This window comes from Paenibacillus hubeiensis (assembly GCF_032334105.1).
In the GTDB taxonomy this organism is placed as follows: domain Bacteria; phylum Bacillota; class Bacilli; order Paenibacillales; family Paenibacillaceae; genus Paenibacillus; species Paenibacillus hubeiensis.
Genome location: NZ_JAVYAE020000001.1, coordinates 402,802 through 417,644, shown reverse-complemented (window position 1 = coordinate 417,644; position 14,843 = coordinate 402,802). Strand labels below are relative to the sequence as shown.

At 49.6% G+C, this 14,843-nt stretch carries 15 protein-coding genes; all 15 read left to right on the top strand.

All coding sequences use genetic code 11. The features are described from left to right. The first annotated feature begins 20 nt into the window (after positions 1–20). Genes fliQ through RSX24_RS01870 form a run of 15 tightly spaced genes read left to right on the top strand, consistent with a single transcriptional unit; the run spans position 21 to position 14,826 of the window. Positions 21–290 (top strand): flagellar biosynthesis protein FliQ, encoded by a 270-nt coding sequence (gene fliQ, locus RSX24_RS01940; RefSeq protein ID WP_236417095.1) that lies wholly within the window; start codon positions 21–23, stop codon positions 288–290. 10 nt (positions 291–300) lie between these two features. Next, a complete protein-coding gene (gene fliR / locus RSX24_RS01935; protein WP_339277468.1) occupies positions 301–1,089 on the top strand; it encodes a flagellar biosynthetic protein FliR in 789 nt (262 codons plus the stop codon). Positions 1,090–1,112: 23 nt separating this feature from the next. After that, positions 1,113–2,195: a flagellar biosynthesis protein FlhB gene (gene flhB, locus RSX24_RS01930; protein WP_236417097.1), complete on the top strand. Its 1,083-nt coding sequence runs from the start codon at positions 1,113–1,115 to the stop codon at positions 2,193–2,195. Positions 2,196–2,219: 24 nt separating this feature from the next. Beyond that, positions 2,220–4,253 (top strand): flagellar biosynthesis protein FlhA, encoded by a 2,034-nt coding sequence (flhA, locus tag RSX24_RS01925; protein ID WP_343259527.1) that lies wholly within the window; start codon positions 2,220–2,222, stop codon positions 4,251–4,253. Beyond that, positions 4,250–5,611 (top strand): flagellar biosynthesis GTPase FlhF, encoded by a 1,362-nt coding sequence (gene flhF / locus RSX24_RS01920; protein WP_343259526.1) that lies wholly within the window; start codon positions 4,250–4,252, stop codon positions 5,609–5,611. Before flhA ends, flhF begins: the two co-directional genes overlap by 4 nt. Further along, entirely contained in the window at positions 5,608–6,495 is an 888-nt protein-coding gene (locus RSX24_RS01915; protein WP_236417103.1) for a MinD/ParA family protein, read from the top strand. Before flhF ends, RSX24_RS01915 begins: the two co-directional genes overlap by 4 nt. 33 nt (positions 6,496–6,528) lie before the next feature. Then, a complete protein-coding gene (locus RSX24_RS01910; protein ID WP_343259525.1) occupies positions 6,529–7,992 on the top strand; it encodes a chemotaxis protein CheB in 1,464 nt (487 codons plus the stop codon). 33 nt (positions 7,993–8,025) lie between these two features. Beyond that, positions 8,026–10,119, top strand: a complete 2,094-nt coding sequence (locus RSX24_RS01905) for a chemotaxis protein CheW (RefSeq protein WP_343259524.1) — start codon at positions 8,026–8,028, stop codon at positions 10,117–10,119. 40 nt (positions 10,120–10,159) lie between these two features. Continuing rightward, a complete protein-coding gene (locus RSX24_RS01900; protein WP_236417106.1) occupies positions 10,160–10,621 on the top strand; it encodes a chemotaxis protein CheW in 462 nt (153 codons plus the stop codon). Between the two features lie 3 nt (positions 10,622–10,624). Then, entirely contained in the window at positions 10,625–11,251 is a 627-nt protein-coding gene (locus tag RSX24_RS01895) for a chemotaxis protein CheC (protein WP_343259523.1), read from the top strand. Continuing rightward, positions 11,244–11,741, top strand: coding sequence for a chemotaxis protein CheD (locus tag RSX24_RS01890; RefSeq protein ID WP_236417108.1), 498 nt, complete (start codon positions 11,244–11,246; stop codon positions 11,739–11,741). The genes RSX24_RS01895 and RSX24_RS01890 overlap by 8 nt, the downstream gene beginning before the upstream one ends. 4 nt (positions 11,742–11,745) lie before the next feature. Beyond that, positions 11,746–12,186, top strand: a complete 441-nt coding sequence (locus tag RSX24_RS01885; RefSeq protein ID WP_343259522.1) for a hypothetical protein — start codon at positions 11,746–11,748, stop codon at positions 12,184–12,186. Positions 12,187–12,201: 15 nt separating this feature from the next. Continuing rightward, positions 12,202–12,990: a FliA/WhiG family RNA polymerase sigma factor gene (locus tag RSX24_RS01880; RefSeq protein WP_236417110.1), complete on the top strand. Its 789-nt coding sequence runs from the start codon at positions 12,202–12,204 to the stop codon at positions 12,988–12,990. A gap of 57 nt (positions 12,991–13,047) precedes the next feature. Then, complete coding sequence (locus tag RSX24_RS01875) at positions 13,048–14,457, top strand: flagellar assembly protein A (RefSeq protein WP_343259521.1); 1,410 nt, start codon at positions 13,048–13,050, stop codon at positions 14,455–14,457. A gap of 51 nt (positions 14,458–14,508) precedes the next feature. After that, positions 14,509–14,826 carry a hypothetical protein gene (locus RSX24_RS01870; protein WP_343259520.1) on the top strand — a complete coding sequence of 106 codons (318 nt, stop codon included), beginning with the start codon at positions 14,509–14,511 and terminating at the stop codon, positions 14,824–14,826. Positions 14,827–14,843 lie beyond the last annotated feature (17 nt).

Here is a 14,843-nt window from a genome sequence, read left to right as displayed (position 1 = left end):
AACGTTAAAGGAGGACGGTCATGACTTCGGAGTTTATTATCGGTCTGGCCGGGAGAGCGGTTTATACTTCACTGCTGGCCAGCGCGCCCATGCTTATACTTGCCCTGGTTGTAGGTCTTATTATTAGTGTGTTCCAAGCAACAACCCAAATTCAGGAGCAAACCTTGGCCTTTGTGCCCAAAATTATTGCCGTATTGCTCGCAGTCCTCTTGTTTGGACCCTGGATTTTGAATATTTTGGTCGATTTTACGTCCAACATTCTTGAAAATCTTTACAGATATATCGGGTAGGCTTTGAACAATGGAGACGTTGCTGCAAAGTTTTCCTGTTGCTCTGCTTATGTTTTGTCGAATTGCATCATTTTTTGTAACAGCACCTGTCTTTTCGTCCCGAAATGTGCCTAACACTTTAAAAATAGGACTTTCGGCGTTCGTTACGTTGACCGTATATCTGGCATATGGCGTGAATCAAACCGTACCTGCTGATCTGAGTTACATCTTGCTTGTATTTAGAGAGATATTGATCGGACTGCTGCTGGGGTTTGTGGGATATTTGTTCATCACGGCCGTGCAGACGGCAGGAGCGTTTATCGATATCCAAATCGGCTTTGGTATGGCGAATGTTTACGATCCGATGACAGGAGCATCTGCGCCCCTTACCGGTAACTTCAAGTATGCTTTCGCTGTGTTGTTGTTCTTGACGATGAACGGGCACCATTATTTGCTGGACGCCATTGTATACAGTTATCGATGGATTCCGTTATCCAATGCGTTTTTCCTTACGGTTGCCAATGGAAGCATTGCAGAGTTTTTGATCCGGGCATTGGGTGAGGCGTTCATGCTTGCCTTTCAGATGTCTGCGCCGATTGTCGTTTCCTTGTTCCTGACGGATGTCGGGTTGGGTTTTCTGGCGAAAACCGCGCCGCAGTTCAATGTCTTTGCCGTGGGCATGCCTCTCAAAATACTGGTGGGAATTGCTATATTGTTGCTGGTCGTTCCGAGCTTTTCCTACGTGTTCGGTCAACTGTTCGAAGTCATGTTCAGATCCATGGAGCAATTGCTTGGGACCATCGGACAAAGGCCGGTCTGAGTGAAATGGAGGGCTCAATCCGAATGAAATACCAACTTGATCTCCAGTTGTTTTCAGGGGAAAAGACGGAAAAGGCAACCCCCAAAAAGAGACAGGATACCCGAAAAAAGGGCCAAGTGGCCAAGAGCATGGAAGTTTCGGGAGCGGCTATATTGTTATGCGCATTTTTGGTCATGCTGGTGTTTAGCGATTTTTATAAAGAGCGGATCGTACGTTTGTTTACCGACATTTTTATCAATCGCCTGAGCATGGATATCACTTCCGAAAATGTGGTCGCCATGATGATGCGATACGGGATTGAGGTCTTGCTGCTGCTCGCGCCGGTTTTTCTGGTCGTCGTGCTTGTGGCACTGATCGTCAATTACATACAGGTTGGTTTCCTGATGATCGGAGAAGGGCTTAAACCCAAACTGGAGAAACTTGATCCGATCAAAGGGTTCAAAAACATTTTTTCCTTGCGTTCTTTGGTTGAATTCGCCAAATCCATTCTAAAAATGCTTATCATCGGTTATCTCGTATATAGCACGATCATAGGGTATCAATCGGAAATAGCCTCGCTTGCCCATGTTTCATTGGACGCCATTTTGCACTTTGCCGCAAAGCTGGTCATGGATTTGGGAATCAAAACCGCGGTTGCCCTGATGGTGCTGGCTATCTTTGATTATATCTATCAGAAATACGAATATGAGAAAAACATTCGCATGTCCAAACAAGATATCAAAGATGAGTATAAAAAAATGGAAGGCGACCCGTTGATTAAAGGCAAGATTCGGGAACGCCAGCGCAGAATGGCCATGCAGCGAATGATGCAGGAAGTACCCAATGCGGATGTAATTATTACGAACCCTACGCATTTCGCGGTGGCACTGAAATACGAAGGTTCCGAGATGGAGGCACCCCAAGTGATCGCCAAAGGTCAGGACTACGTCGCTTTACGGATTAAGGAAATCGCCAAGGAGAACGGTGTCATTACCATGGAAAACAAACCGCTGGCACGGGCATTGTTCCAAAGAGCCGAGATTGGCGACGCGATACCGGCCGACTTGTTTCAAGCGGTAGCCGAAGTGCTGGCGTATGTATATAAATTAAAGGGCAGAACGAAATAAAAGGGATCGGAGGCCGTACATTCATTGAAAACTAAAGATATTGCCGTCCTAGCGGGGATCATTGGCATCGTGTTGATGATGATTCTCCCGATCCCACTCTGGCTGCTGGACTTGCTGCTCGTGGTCAACATCTCCATCGCCCTGATGATCTTGCTTGTTGCAATGAACAGCAAAGAGGCGCTGCAGTTTTCGATCTTCCCGGCTTTGTTGCTCATTACAACACTGTTTCGGCTTGCGCTGAATATTTCGACAACCAAGCTGATTTTGGGAGAGGGCGAGGCAGGGTCCGTTGTAGCTACCTTCGGTAGCTGGATTGCCGGTGGACAGATTGCGATTGGTTTCATCGTATTCCTTATTCTCGTCGTTGTTCAGTTTATCGTCATTACCAAAGGTTCAGAGCGCGTAGCCGAAGTAGCTGCCCGCTTTACGCTCGATGCGATGCCAGGTAAACAGATGAGTATCGATGCGGATTTAAATGCCGGTTTGATCAATGAACAGCAGGCGCGCGAACGCCGCTCCAAGATTGAACGCGAAGCGGATTTCTATGGAGCGATGGATGGTGCAAGTAAATTTGTCAAAGGTGATGCCATTGCGAGCATCATCATCCTGATCATCAACCTCGTCGGCGGATTCATTATCGGTATGACGGTCCATGGGCTTTCTTTTGCCGAGGCCTTGTCCACGTATTCCGTTCTGACGATCGGTGATGGATTGGTCAGCCAGATTCCTGCACTACTGATTTCGACGGCAGCGGGTCTGATTGTCACGCGGGCATCTTCGGAGGGCAACCTTGCCGATGATATTACCGGACAATTGTTCTCATACCCGATTCTCATTTACATTGTAGCGTTCGTCGTTGCCATGCTGGGGTTCTTTACGCCAATTCATACCGTTACGACATTGCCTCTTGCCGGGTTGCTTGCTTTCGCTGCATGGAGAATGCAGAACAACCTTAACCTGAAGCAAGAAGCCGAGGTACAGATGGAAGAGGAACAACAGATTGAGGAAGTCCGAAGTCCGGAAAGTGTCATCAACCTGCTTCAGGTGGATCCGATTGAATTCGAATTCGGCTATGGTTTGATTCCGCTTGCTGACAACCAGCAGGGTGGGGATTTATTGGATCGGATTATCATGATCCGGAGACAGTGCGCGCTTGAATTAGGGCTTGTCGTGCCGGTCATCCGCATTCGCGATAATATCCAGCTCAGGCCTAACGAATACGTGATTAAAATCAAAGGCAATGTTGTTGGCGGCGGAGAACTGCTTCTGAATCATTACCTGGCGATGAGTCCGGGATATGAGGATGAATCCATCACAGGAATCGAAACGATGGAGCCTGCCTTCGGCCTTCCTGCGCTATGGATTGATGAAGTCGCGAAAGACCGGGCTGAATTGGCTGGATATACGGTTGTCGATCCACCGTCTGTCGTGGCCACCCATTTGACCGAGTTGATTAAAAAACATGCCCACGAATTGCTTGGAAGACAAGAAACGAAAGCGCTTGTGGACAATCTCAGGGAAAATTATGCCGCGCTTGTGGACGAGCTTATTCCTTCCATTCTTGGCATCGGCGATGTACAGAAAGTGTTAGCCAAACTGCTGCGCGAAAAGATATCCATTCGGGATATGGTTACGATTTTCGAAACGCTGGCTGATTACGGCACATACACGAAAGATCCTGATGTGCTTACGGAATATGTACGCCAATCGCTCTCGCGTCAAATTACCCAGCAATTTTCGCAAAAGGGCGAAACGCTGCGTGTCATTACAGTGGGTCCGGGCCTGGAAAAGAAGATTGCCGAAAGCGTGCAGCAATCCGATCAAGGAAGCTATCTTGCATTGGATCCGGCCTCGACTCAAAATGTGTATCAAAAACTGACCGAACAGGTCAACCGGGTCATTCAATCCGGACAACAGCCTGTCGTGTTGACATCGCCGACGATTCGTATGTATTTGCGGCAGGTTATTGAACGCACGATGCAGGATATTCCTGTGCTTTCCTATAGCGAGTTGGAACCGAATGTTGAAATTCAAAGTGTCGGGGTGGTGAACCTATGAGAGTAAAACAATATGTCGTTGAGACCATGCCCGAAGCGATGCTTCAGATTCGGAAAGACTTGGGAAGCGACGCCGTCATTCTGTCTACCAAAGAAGTCAAGGTTGGCGGCGTTCTCGGAATGTTTCGCAAAAAAAGAATTGAGGTTGTCGCCGCAATAGAAAAGGAAGAGAAGGGGGATGCGGGTCGGCAGGTCACCGTACCGTCCGCGTCTTCGGTCCCCTTGGTACCTCGGACGCGAGTCCCTGAGGCTTATCGTCAAACAGCGAGTTCTTTTGCCCAGGATTTCGAGAAAAAAGTTTCGCCACAGGAAGAAAATCCGGAAATAAAAAGTGATCAAGTAGAAGAAATGCGTTCTGCGCCTGAACAAAACGATTTGGGCAGGGGAGCTGCAGGTGCTGCTCCGGGTTCAGACGCCGAAGATAAACCGCGACCGGAAGGGGCGGATTTTTCGGTTTCAACGTCTGAAACGAATCAGCAATCGGGCGAAACGCATGAACTGATGGCAGAGCTCCGGGATATCAAACGGATGATGAATAGGCTTGCACAGCAGGGAACAGCAGCTGATTCATTTCCGGAAGACCTGGCTTCATTAAAGGATCGTTTGCAGGATCAGGAACTGTGGTCCGAACTTTCGGACAAATGGTTCGAAGAGGTGCTAAATAACATGGAGGAAAACGAGTTGGATCCAGAAGGCGCAAGGAGAGCGGTTCAGCAGGAAATTGTACGCTTTCTGATTGAGCGCATCGATGAAGGAATCCGACCCGATACCCGCATTGTCTATGTTGCCGGCCCTACCGGAGTAGGAAAAACAACGACGATTGCCAAGCTGGCGGCGGAGCAGATGTTCAACAAGCAGAGGAAAGTAGGTTTCATCACGTCCGATACCTATCGGATTTCGGCAGTAGAACAGCTCAGAACCTATGCATCCATTCTCAATGTTCCGCTGGAGGTCGTGCAGTCACCGGGAGATACGCAACGTGCTATCTCAAGGCTTCAGGAATGCGATCTGATCTTTATGGATACGGCAGGTAGAAACTATCGGAATGAATTGCTGGTTTCCGAGCTCCAGAGTCTGCTTGCGCCCGTGGAGCATAGCGAGACCTACCTGGTCATCAGCTTGACGTCGAAAAGCAGGGACATGATTGAAATTGCGAATCATTTCAGCAAATATGGGCTGGACAAAGTGATTTTCACGAAAATGGATGAAACCGGAAGTTATGGACCGATGTTCAATCTGCTGCATCAATTTCCGATCAAGCTGGCATACCTGACCAATGGTCAGAATGTCCCGGATCATCTGTTGAAGCCCGATGCGGATCAATTGGCTGACATGTTATTGGGAGAAACGAAGCAATGAAAGATCAGGCATCTTCACTTCGAAAAATGGCTTCTGCTCCGCAGGACCACAAGGAGCCCGTGCGCGGCAGTCGTGCAGCCAGGCTGATCACGGTGGCCAGCGGCAAGGGCGGGGTGGGAAAATCCAACTTCACGCTGAATTTTGCGCTGTCTCTGCAAACGCTTGGCCGAAAAGTCCTTGTGTTTGATGCAGATATAGGGATGGCCAACATCGATGTTTTGATGGGTGCGTCGTCTACCTATAATTTGTATCATTTGTTATACCGAAAAAAGACCATCCATGAAATCGTGCAGCTGGGAGCAAATGGTTTGCCATATATCGCTGGTGGATCGGGCATGCAAGAATTGTTTTCGTTGTCAGATCGGGATTTGGAATACTTTGCTGCCCAAGTGGATGAGATTGCCCAGCACGTGGATTATATTATTTTTGACACCGGAGCCGGACTTTCCAAGGAAAATATGAAATTTATCGAAGCTGCCGATGAGTGCTTGATTGTCACCACTCCTGAACCAACTTCCATTACCGACGCTTATGCTTTAATGAAAATCATTCATGGTCAGGAAAAGGTGACTCCCTTTCGACTGGTCGTTAACCGGGTGGATGACGAGCAGGAAGCTGGACGGGTGGCAGAAAAGCTGGCAGGTGTAGCCAAAAGGTTTCTGCATGCGGATATTCCGCTGCTAGGATCTATCTCGGAGGATCCCCAAGTGAGCAAAGCGGTGAAGAGGCAGGTGCCGTACTCCTTGGCCTATCCGAATGCCAGAGCTTCAAGGGATATACAGCGCCTCGCACTTCGTTATTTAGCCGTTCCTTCGGCAGCCGAATCCGAAACCTTGACAGGAATCAGGGGATTTATGCAAAAGTGGCTCAGGAAAACAACATGATTTCTGAATAAGGAAACAGGGGTGTGAAACAAGATGGCGGTGTATCAAGTATTGGTTGTCGATGATTCCGCTTTTATGCGCAAAATTGTTTCCGATTTGATTGAAGCGGATCCGGAATTCAAGGTTGCGGCAACCGCTTCAAACGGTAGAGAGGCGATACAAAAATCGTTGGATTTAAAACCCGATATCATCACTATGGACGTTGAAATGCCGGAAATGAACGGGCTTGATGCGCTCAAGTCCATCATGAAGCATTTTTATGTTCCGGTCATTATGTTGTCGGGTATTAATGAACAAGGCATGAAAGAGACCATTATGGCTCTTGAAGCCGGAGCGTTTGATTTTATCCGCAAACCGTCCGTCTCCCAGGATCATGACATTCAGGATGTGGGGAAAGCGCTGATCGAACGGATGCGTGCGGCCATGGATGAGATCAAACAAAGGGAGAAACGCAGGGCGGCCGCTATTCAAAAAAGGGAAGAGGCCCAGATGATCCGTTTGGATCCTCCAACTGTGCAGGCTCCACAGTCAGAAACCAAAAAAGCCAATGAGAAAGCAGGCGATGCGACCAAAAAGCCAGCCATGCAGGCTGAACTGGTCAAACGTGCGCCGAGCGAGAACAATGAAAAGTTACGGATTCCTCCAAAGCCGATCCAATCATCGGCTAAGGATTCGAAGGCGAGTAAGCAACCTGCAGCCCCTAAAAGCAAACCGGCGCTTCAAACGGATGTTACCCGTGAACCAGGCGAAACGCACTCAACCAAACGGTCACAGCCGACTCGGATGCCTCAAGAGATTCGTCCTAATGTATCAACGCGCATTGTGTCCGATCAGGTTGCAGCTGCTTCGGCAAGCGACAATGCCAAAGGGGCCGCGCAAGCCGTGCCGGCTAGGAAACAGCTTTCCGGCTTAGAGGGGTCCTTTAATAAGATTATCGCAATCGGTTGCTCGACAGGAGGGCCGCGCGCCCTTAAAACATTGCTCGAGCAACTGCCGGCCGATTTGCCCGCACCTGTTGTCATTGTGCAGCACATGCCGCCCAACTTTACACGTTCTCTGGCTCAGCGCCTGAATACATTCAGCCCGCTGCAGGTGGTCGAGGCCGAAGAAGGCATGGTTTTACAAAAAGGAACGGCTTATATTGCACCAGGCGGATACCATCTGAAGGTCAACAAGAGCGTAGACGGAAAGTATGTCGTAAAGTTGACCGAAGAGCAGCCTGTTAACGGGCATAGACCGTCGGTGGATACGATGTTCGAGTCATTGATGGACTTTGCTTCGCTCCAAAGGCATCTGGTTCTCTTGACCGGCATGGGGAGCGACGGAGCCCGGATGATGAAAAAGATGTACGATGCCGGGGTGACGTCTACCTTTGCAGAGAACGAAGAAACATGTGTTGTGTACGGTATGCCGCGTTCGGCAGTCGAGCTGCAATGTGTGCGACATCTTCTGCCACTGCAGGGGATCGCACCGAAACTTGTTCAAGCTGTGAAATAAACGGAGTGTAACTCATGGAGGAGGTGCCTCACAATGGACATGAACCAATACTTATCCATGTTTATTGATGAGTCGAATGATCATCTGCAGTCCCTTAACGAAAATATGCTTCAACTCGAAAGCAACCCGGAGGATCTCGGTATCGTACAGGTCATTTTTCGCTCTGCACATACCTTGAAAGGCATGGCCGCAACGATGGGCTTCGAAGATCTGGCATCCCTGACGCATAAAATGGAAAACGTATTGGATTTGGTGCGTAACGAAAAATTGAAAATGCAGGATTTCATTTTTGACACCCTGTTCAAAGGGTTGGATGCACTGGAAACGATGGTACAGGACATTACCGGCGGTGGAGAAGGAAAAGCGGACGTTTCCTCCATCGTAGCCGCTCTTCAGACAATCGAAAGCGGTGAGTGGAAAGGTGGGGACACCCCTTCTGCCGATGCAAGCCAATCGAGCGATTCGACAGAATTGGCGGCGGTTGAGCTGGACGAGTTCCAGTATTCCGTGCTCGAACAGTCCATCTCGGAGGGACATCAGGTACATTTTATTGAAGTACATGTCAGTGAACAAAGCCAGCTTAAGGCTGTACGGGCGTATATGGTCTTTGATTTGCTGGAGCGCTCCGGCGAAGTGGTCAAGGCCTTCCCGTCGGTCGAGGATATAGAGCAGGATAAGTTTGAGCGCAGTTTTTCGTTGTATTACATAACAACCAAAGAAGCGCCGGAACTTGAAAAAGCGATCTTGGGCATTTCAGAGATAGATAGTGCCAAAGTGGTTCCGCTGGATCAAGAATCGCTTCAACATATGACCAGTCAGGCTATTGCCGCAGCCGCAGAGTTGACGGCAGCAGTCGAGGCGGCAACGGCCCCGGTTGCTGCAACTGCGGAGGCATCGCCCCAATCAGAGGGGGCCGCGAAAGAAGCAGTCCAAAAAGAAGCAGCCAAGCCGGCTGCTCCCAAGCCGACTGCAGCGCCTTCACGAACCATTCGCGTCGACATTGAAAGACTTGACGTATTAATGAATCTTTTCAGTGAATTGCTGATCGATCGTTCCCGCCTGGAGCAGTTGGCAAGTGAAACGGGAAATAACGATTTGTCCGATACGGTAGCCCACTTGAGCAGGGTCAGCACGGATTTGCAAAATATCGTTTTGAAATTGCGGATGGTGCCGGTAGATACCGTATTTAACCGCTTCCCGCGGATGATCCGCGATTTGGCCAAAACGCTGGATAAAAAAATCGATCTTGTCATCACCGGCGCGGAAACCGAACTGGACCGCACCGTCATTGACGAAATCGGAGATCCGCTCGTGCATTTGCTTCGAAATGCGGTCGATCATGGCGTAGAGAATGTTGCAGAACGCATCGCAGCCGGGAAGCCGGAAATGGGCACCGTGAATCTGCGTGCATTCCATAGCGGGAACCATGTCTTTATTGAGATCGAGGATGATGGCAAAGGAATCTATCGCGAAAAATTGTTGAAAACGGCGATTTCCCGAGGAGTCATTACCGAAGAGCAGGGAGCCAAAATGAGCGACGATGAAGTCAACCAGCTTTTGTTTGCTCCGGGCTTCAGCACAGCGGATAAAATTTCGGACATCTCCGGACGGGGCGTGGGACTGGATGTCGTTAAATCCAAAATCACCTCGCTTGGCGGCAATGTAACGATTCACTCGACGCCGGGCAAAGGCACGAATTTCTCGGTCCAACTGCCACTGACGTTGTCCATCATTGCGGCGATGCTTGTGCGCCTCGGTTCAGAGAAATATGCCATTCCTCTTTCTTCCATCGTAGAGACCGCCATCGTGCAGCGTGAGCAGGTACGCAACATTCACGGCAACAAGATGATTACGTTCCGGGAATCCCTTATTCCTTACCTTTCGTTAAGCGAGGTATTTGGTGTACCCGATTTCAATGATGCCGATGAGAAAGAAACCGAAATCGTGGTTATTCGCAAAGGCGATCGCCTGGCAGCGGTGTCCGTTGAAGAATTTATCGGTCAGAGCGAAATCGTGCTGAAATCGATGGGGAATTATCTGCCTGCGATTGAAGGAATCTCTGGAGCTACGATCCTGGGTGATGGACAAGTTGCGCTCATCGTAGACCCTAATGCATTTATCAAATAAACATCATTCCTAGCCTTACATTAATAAGGAGGTTTTATCCATGGATCAAGAATTGAAAGTCATCGTCTTCAAACTCGGTTCCGAAGAGTACGGCGTAGAGGTGGAAAAGGTTCAGACGATTGAGCGCATGATGCCGATTACCCGGGTACCCAATACGTACTCTTTCGTAAAAGGCGTCATCAACCTGCGCGGCGTGGTCATTCCCGTCATTGACCTCCGCGGTCGGTTTTCCTTGCCTGAAACGGAATATACCGATCAAACGAGAATCGTCATCGTGGCAGTAGGCGATATGCAGGTCGGCTTCATCGTAGACGCGGCCAACGACGTCATTGACATCAAGAGCAGTTCCATCGACAATCCCCCGGAAGTGGTTGGCGGCGTAAAAGCGAGATACTTGCGCGGCGTGGCCAAATTGGAGAATGAACGGTTGCTCATCATGCTTAACCTGAATGAAGTATTAAGCAGAAGCGAAATCGTTCAGCTGGAAAGCGTCGAGGGCTAAACCGTGGAAATATTCAACCGATTTGAGGGTATCCAGTTGGATGTGCTCAAAGAGGTCGGTAACATTGGAGCTGGCAACGCCGCTACGGCGTTGTCCCAGCTTTTGAACAAACCGATCGATATGGGCGTACCGACTGTGGAAATGCTTCCTTTTGAAAAAGTCGCGGAAAAGGTCGGCGGCGATGAGCGCATCGTGGTCACGGTGTTCCTCCGGGTGGAAGGTGAGGCGCCTGGCAACCTGTTTTTCATGATGGCTCCGGAAGCCGCCAAAATGCTGTTGAACCGGCTTGCCGGTTTTGAATTGAAGGAAGGTCTCGAGTTTACAGAAATGGAGCAGTCGGCTTTATCCGAAATAGGAAACATGTTGGCTGGCTCCTATCTGTCATCCTTAGCTGACTTTACCGGATTGTCCATGTATCCTACCGTTCCCGGATTGGCTGTCGATATGGCCGGGGCCATTCTTAGCTACGGGCTGTTGCAGTTCGGGGAAATGGGGGACGACGCATTGCTCATTGACACCTCCTTTCTTGAAGGACAGGATCAAGTAGAGGGCCAATTTTTCCTGATTCCCGATCCTGCGTCATTCGCCAAGATTTTTGAGTCTTTAGGGGTGCCGCTGGATTATGATTGAAGACAAAAACATCGTCAAGGTCGGAATGGCGGATTTGAACATAGCCAAACTTCCCGGCATTATTCGAACGACAGGCCTGGGATCTTGCGTGGGTTTAACGATGTACGATCCGCAGCTGAAGCTTGCCGGGATGGCACACGTTATGCTCCCAACGTCGGAAATCGCAAGAGAGGGAAACGTAAACAAGGCGAAATATGCAGATACCGCATTGCCCGAGCTCTTGGAGAAAATGCTGCAGTTAGGGGCTTCCCAGTCACGGATCGTATCCAAAATGGCTGGCGGCTCTCAAATGTTTTCTTTCTCGGGAGCAGGAGAGACGATGCGCATCGGACCGAGAAATGCCGAGTCTTGCCGGGAATGGCTGGAGAAGCTTAAAATACCGCTTGTTGCCGAAGATACCGGTGGTAATTATGGCCGTACCATTGAAATGGATTGCGAAACCGGGCTTTTGACTATTCGAAGCGTACAAATGGGTGTAAAGGAACTATAAACATATGATTGGAAACTACCGCATTAATCTTGGAGCAGGCATAGTCGGATTTATTCTGACTTTTTTTGTAGCATATAGCAGCAATGTGTTCGTGACCAGTTTAATTCGCGGGTTCATCGGATTCGTAGTCTGGTTTGTTCTTGCATATGGTCTACGCTGGGTGTTGGGCGTGCTGCTGGCTCCTTCCCCGGAACATAATGGGTTCGATGTTGATTCCCTGAATAATCAGGCTGTCAAAGGTTCGCAGATGGACATCACACTTGAAGGCGATGGAGAAGAGCTGAACGACTTGCTCAAGAATGGACAGAACGCTTCCGCCGAGGCAGATCTTCCGACATCCGAAAACACGAAGACGGATTTCACGCCATTAAACCCGCCGAAACTTGTGCGGACGAAAGAGCCGGAAGAGTTGGCGCAAGCTGTTCGTCACCTGACAGACAAATAAGGAGGGTGAAGGCAATTGAACGAGCGTAAAGCTGCACATTTGAACCATGCTGATCTATGGGAAAAGTGGAAGGAACATGGAGATCTTGATGCGAAGAAAAGTTTGATTGAAAAATATTTGCACATTGTTAATTACGTTTCTGGCAGATTAGCCGTTGGTTTGCCTAAAAACGTACCTAAAGATGATCTCGAGAGCAACGGCGTCATGGGGCTGATCGATGCGCTCGAGAAGTTTGATTATGAAAGAGGCCTTCAATTCGAAACGTATGCTTCCTGGCGGGTGCGAGGGGCCATTCTTGACGGGCTGCGCCAAGGCGACTGGGTCCCACGTTCCGTTAGGGAGAAGGCCAAACGGATCGAAGACGCGTATCAACAACTGGAACAGACGTATCTGCGCTCTGTGACCGATGAAGAAATGAGCCAGTACCTGGATGTGTCCACAAAGGACTTTCAGCATATGCTTCAGGAGGTGGCCGTGATGTCATTGTGTTCCCTGGAAGACCCGATCCGGGAGGAAGAATCGGAAACGCGGCTTTCTTTAATGGTGGATGAAAAGGCCAAAAACCCGGACTACAAAGTGAACGAGTTTTATTTGAAGGAAGCACTGGTGCAGGGATTGGAGAAGCTGACCGTAAAGGAACGGACGGTGGTATCCCTCTTGTATTATGAGGACCTTTCGCTCAGCGAGATCGCCGAGGTCATGTCCCTTTCCCCATCGCGGATTTCGCAGCTGCATTCCAAGGCGATATTAAGACTGCGCGGAACGTTGGACAAACAGAAGGAATTGCTGCTGAGCAGGGACTAAAATAGAAAATGATACGAATTTAGGGAGTGGAAGGTCTAATAAGGGGGAAGAGCTGCATTGACACAGCCGAATGCGTTGGAACAATGTCTGAGCGTTGTATTCTCTGAAGACAAAAGCAAAGCTTACTTGGAATTATCGAAACATGAAGAGGGTCAGGAAATCGCTCTGGAAGAACTGGAAATGTATATCGCAAGTCAGGGGATCAAGTATGGCATCATGAAGGAAGCCCTGCTCGCTTTTGTTGCACAGCCCGAAAAGCATATCCATGTACGTTATTTATTTGCCGAAGGAATCGCTCCGGTTGCAGGCAAGGACGGTTTTATCAAACTGCATGCGGGGTTGGAGGAGCACAGCGAACACCGTCCGCTGGAAGCCGAGGATGGCAAGGTGGACTATAAGGAAGTCACTCGCCTTGACAACGTTCGTTCCGGACAGATTATCGCCGAACGGGTTCCCCCGGAAGAAGGCACCCCTGGTACCGCGGTAACGGGTGAAACCATTCCTTTTCGTCCAGGAAAAGAAGCCCGGTTTAAAGTGGGAAAAAACGTCGTTGTTAATCCGGATGGCTCCGCAATGTATGCCGCGATTGACGGGCTTGTGACCAAAACGGAAGATCACAAGTTAAATGTGTTCCCTGTATACGAAATTAACGGCGACGTTGATTATAGCACCGGCAATGTTGATTTCGTAGGGACCGTGGTCATCCGTGGCAACGTGCTGACGGGTTTCAAAGTTAAAGCAGCCGGCGACATACGCGTTGTAGGTGGAGTCGAAGGAGCAGAATTGGAAGCCGGAGGTTCCGTAGAAATTACGGGCGGGATCATTGGATATAACAAAGGGCATGTGCATGCCGGACATAACGTGAAATGCACGTTTGTTCAGGAAGGGCATGTCGATGCCGGCGAAGATGTTCTCGTATCCCAAAGCATCATGCATTCCAGCATACGTGCAGGCCGTAACGTGATCTGTGCCGGAACGAAAGGGCTGATCGTCGGCGGGACGATCCAGGCCGGCGAGAATGTTTCCGCGCGCATTGTCGGAAACAGCATGTCCACGGTGACCTCCATTGAGGTCGGTGTTCTACCCAAACTTCGCAATGAGCTGAACGATTTGCGCTCGAATTTGCGAACCCATATGGATTCGTTGGACAAAACGAGGAAAGCACTGGCCCTTTTGGACCAACTGGCCGCATCGGGCCAGCTGAGCCCTGACAAAATGGCCATGCGGATCAAGCTTACTGCCACTCAGAAATCTTCGATGCGTCAAAACGAGGAAACGAAACACCGCATCCTGGAAATCGAGAAGATTCTAGAAAATACGAGCATGGCGCGCGTCGATATTTTCAAGACCATCTATGGTGGCTCTAAGATAGTTATCGGCAGATACACCAAATTTGTTAAAGATCCCGTCCATCGAATTTCATTTTATTACAGTGATGGAGACATTGTGACGGTTCCATACGTTTGATCTCACGATTCGAGTTCAGGAAGTTCCATTCGAAACCCAAGAGGTGAGCGCATGAGTTTCAAGGCGGTAGAACTGCAGATCGCGGTGCCTAGAACGAGTGAAGCTGGGCGTTACCAAAATGAGTACCAACAGAGGCCGATGCTGGATCAGCAAATGATTGCGGAGCAAACAGCCAAGGAAGCTCAGGCATCGAGTCAGCGCAGCACTGCGGTGGACGAAGCGGCGGATGCTGCGGTGAGGGATGGCCAGTCCCACCAAGGAGAACGCCATGGTGGCACATTGACGAGCGATGTGGAAGAAACCGGGGAGCAACAGCCCAAGCTTGCCGAGCATCCGTTTAAAGGGAAACATATCGATCTGTCCTTCTGAGATGATGGCATGGACTT

Coding starts and splice junctions, on each gene's coding strand:
- fliR (WP_339277468.1), top strand. CDS start 301: ATGGAGACGTTGCTGCAAAGTTTTCCTGTTGCTCTGCTTATGTTTTGT.
- RSX24_RS01870 (WP_343259520.1), top strand. CDS start 14,509: ATGAGTTTCAAGGCGGTAGAACTGCAGATCGCGGTGCCTAGAACGAGT.
- flhF (WP_343259526.1), top strand. CDS start 4,250: ATGAGAGTAAAACAATATGTCGTTGAGACCATGCCCGAAGCGATGCTT.
- RSX24_RS01905 (WP_343259524.1), top strand. CDS start 8,026: ATGGACATGAACCAATACTTATCCATGTTTATTGATGAGTCGAATGAT.
- RSX24_RS01915 (WP_236417103.1), top strand. CDS start 5,608: ATGAAAGATCAGGCATCTTCACTTCGAAAAATGGCTTCTGCTCCGCAG.
- flhB (WP_236417097.1), top strand. CDS start 1,113: ATGAAATACCAACTTGATCTCCAGTTGTTTTCAGGGGAAAAGACGGAA.
- RSX24_RS01885 (WP_343259522.1), top strand. CDS start 11,746: ATGATTGGAAACTACCGCATTAATCTTGGAGCAGGCATAGTCGGATTT.
- RSX24_RS01910 (WP_343259525.1), top strand. CDS start 6,529: ATGGCGGTGTATCAAGTATTGGTTGTCGATGATTCCGCTTTTATGCGC.
- RSX24_RS01890 (WP_236417108.1), top strand. CDS start 11,244: ATGATTGAAGACAAAAACATCGTCAAGGTCGGAATGGCGGATTTGAAC.
- fliQ (WP_236417095.1), top strand. CDS start 21: ATGACTTCGGAGTTTATTATCGGTCTGGCCGGGAGAGCGGTTTATACT.
- RSX24_RS01900 (WP_236417106.1), top strand. CDS start 10,160: ATGGATCAAGAATTGAAAGTCATCGTCTTCAAACTCGGTTCCGAAGAG.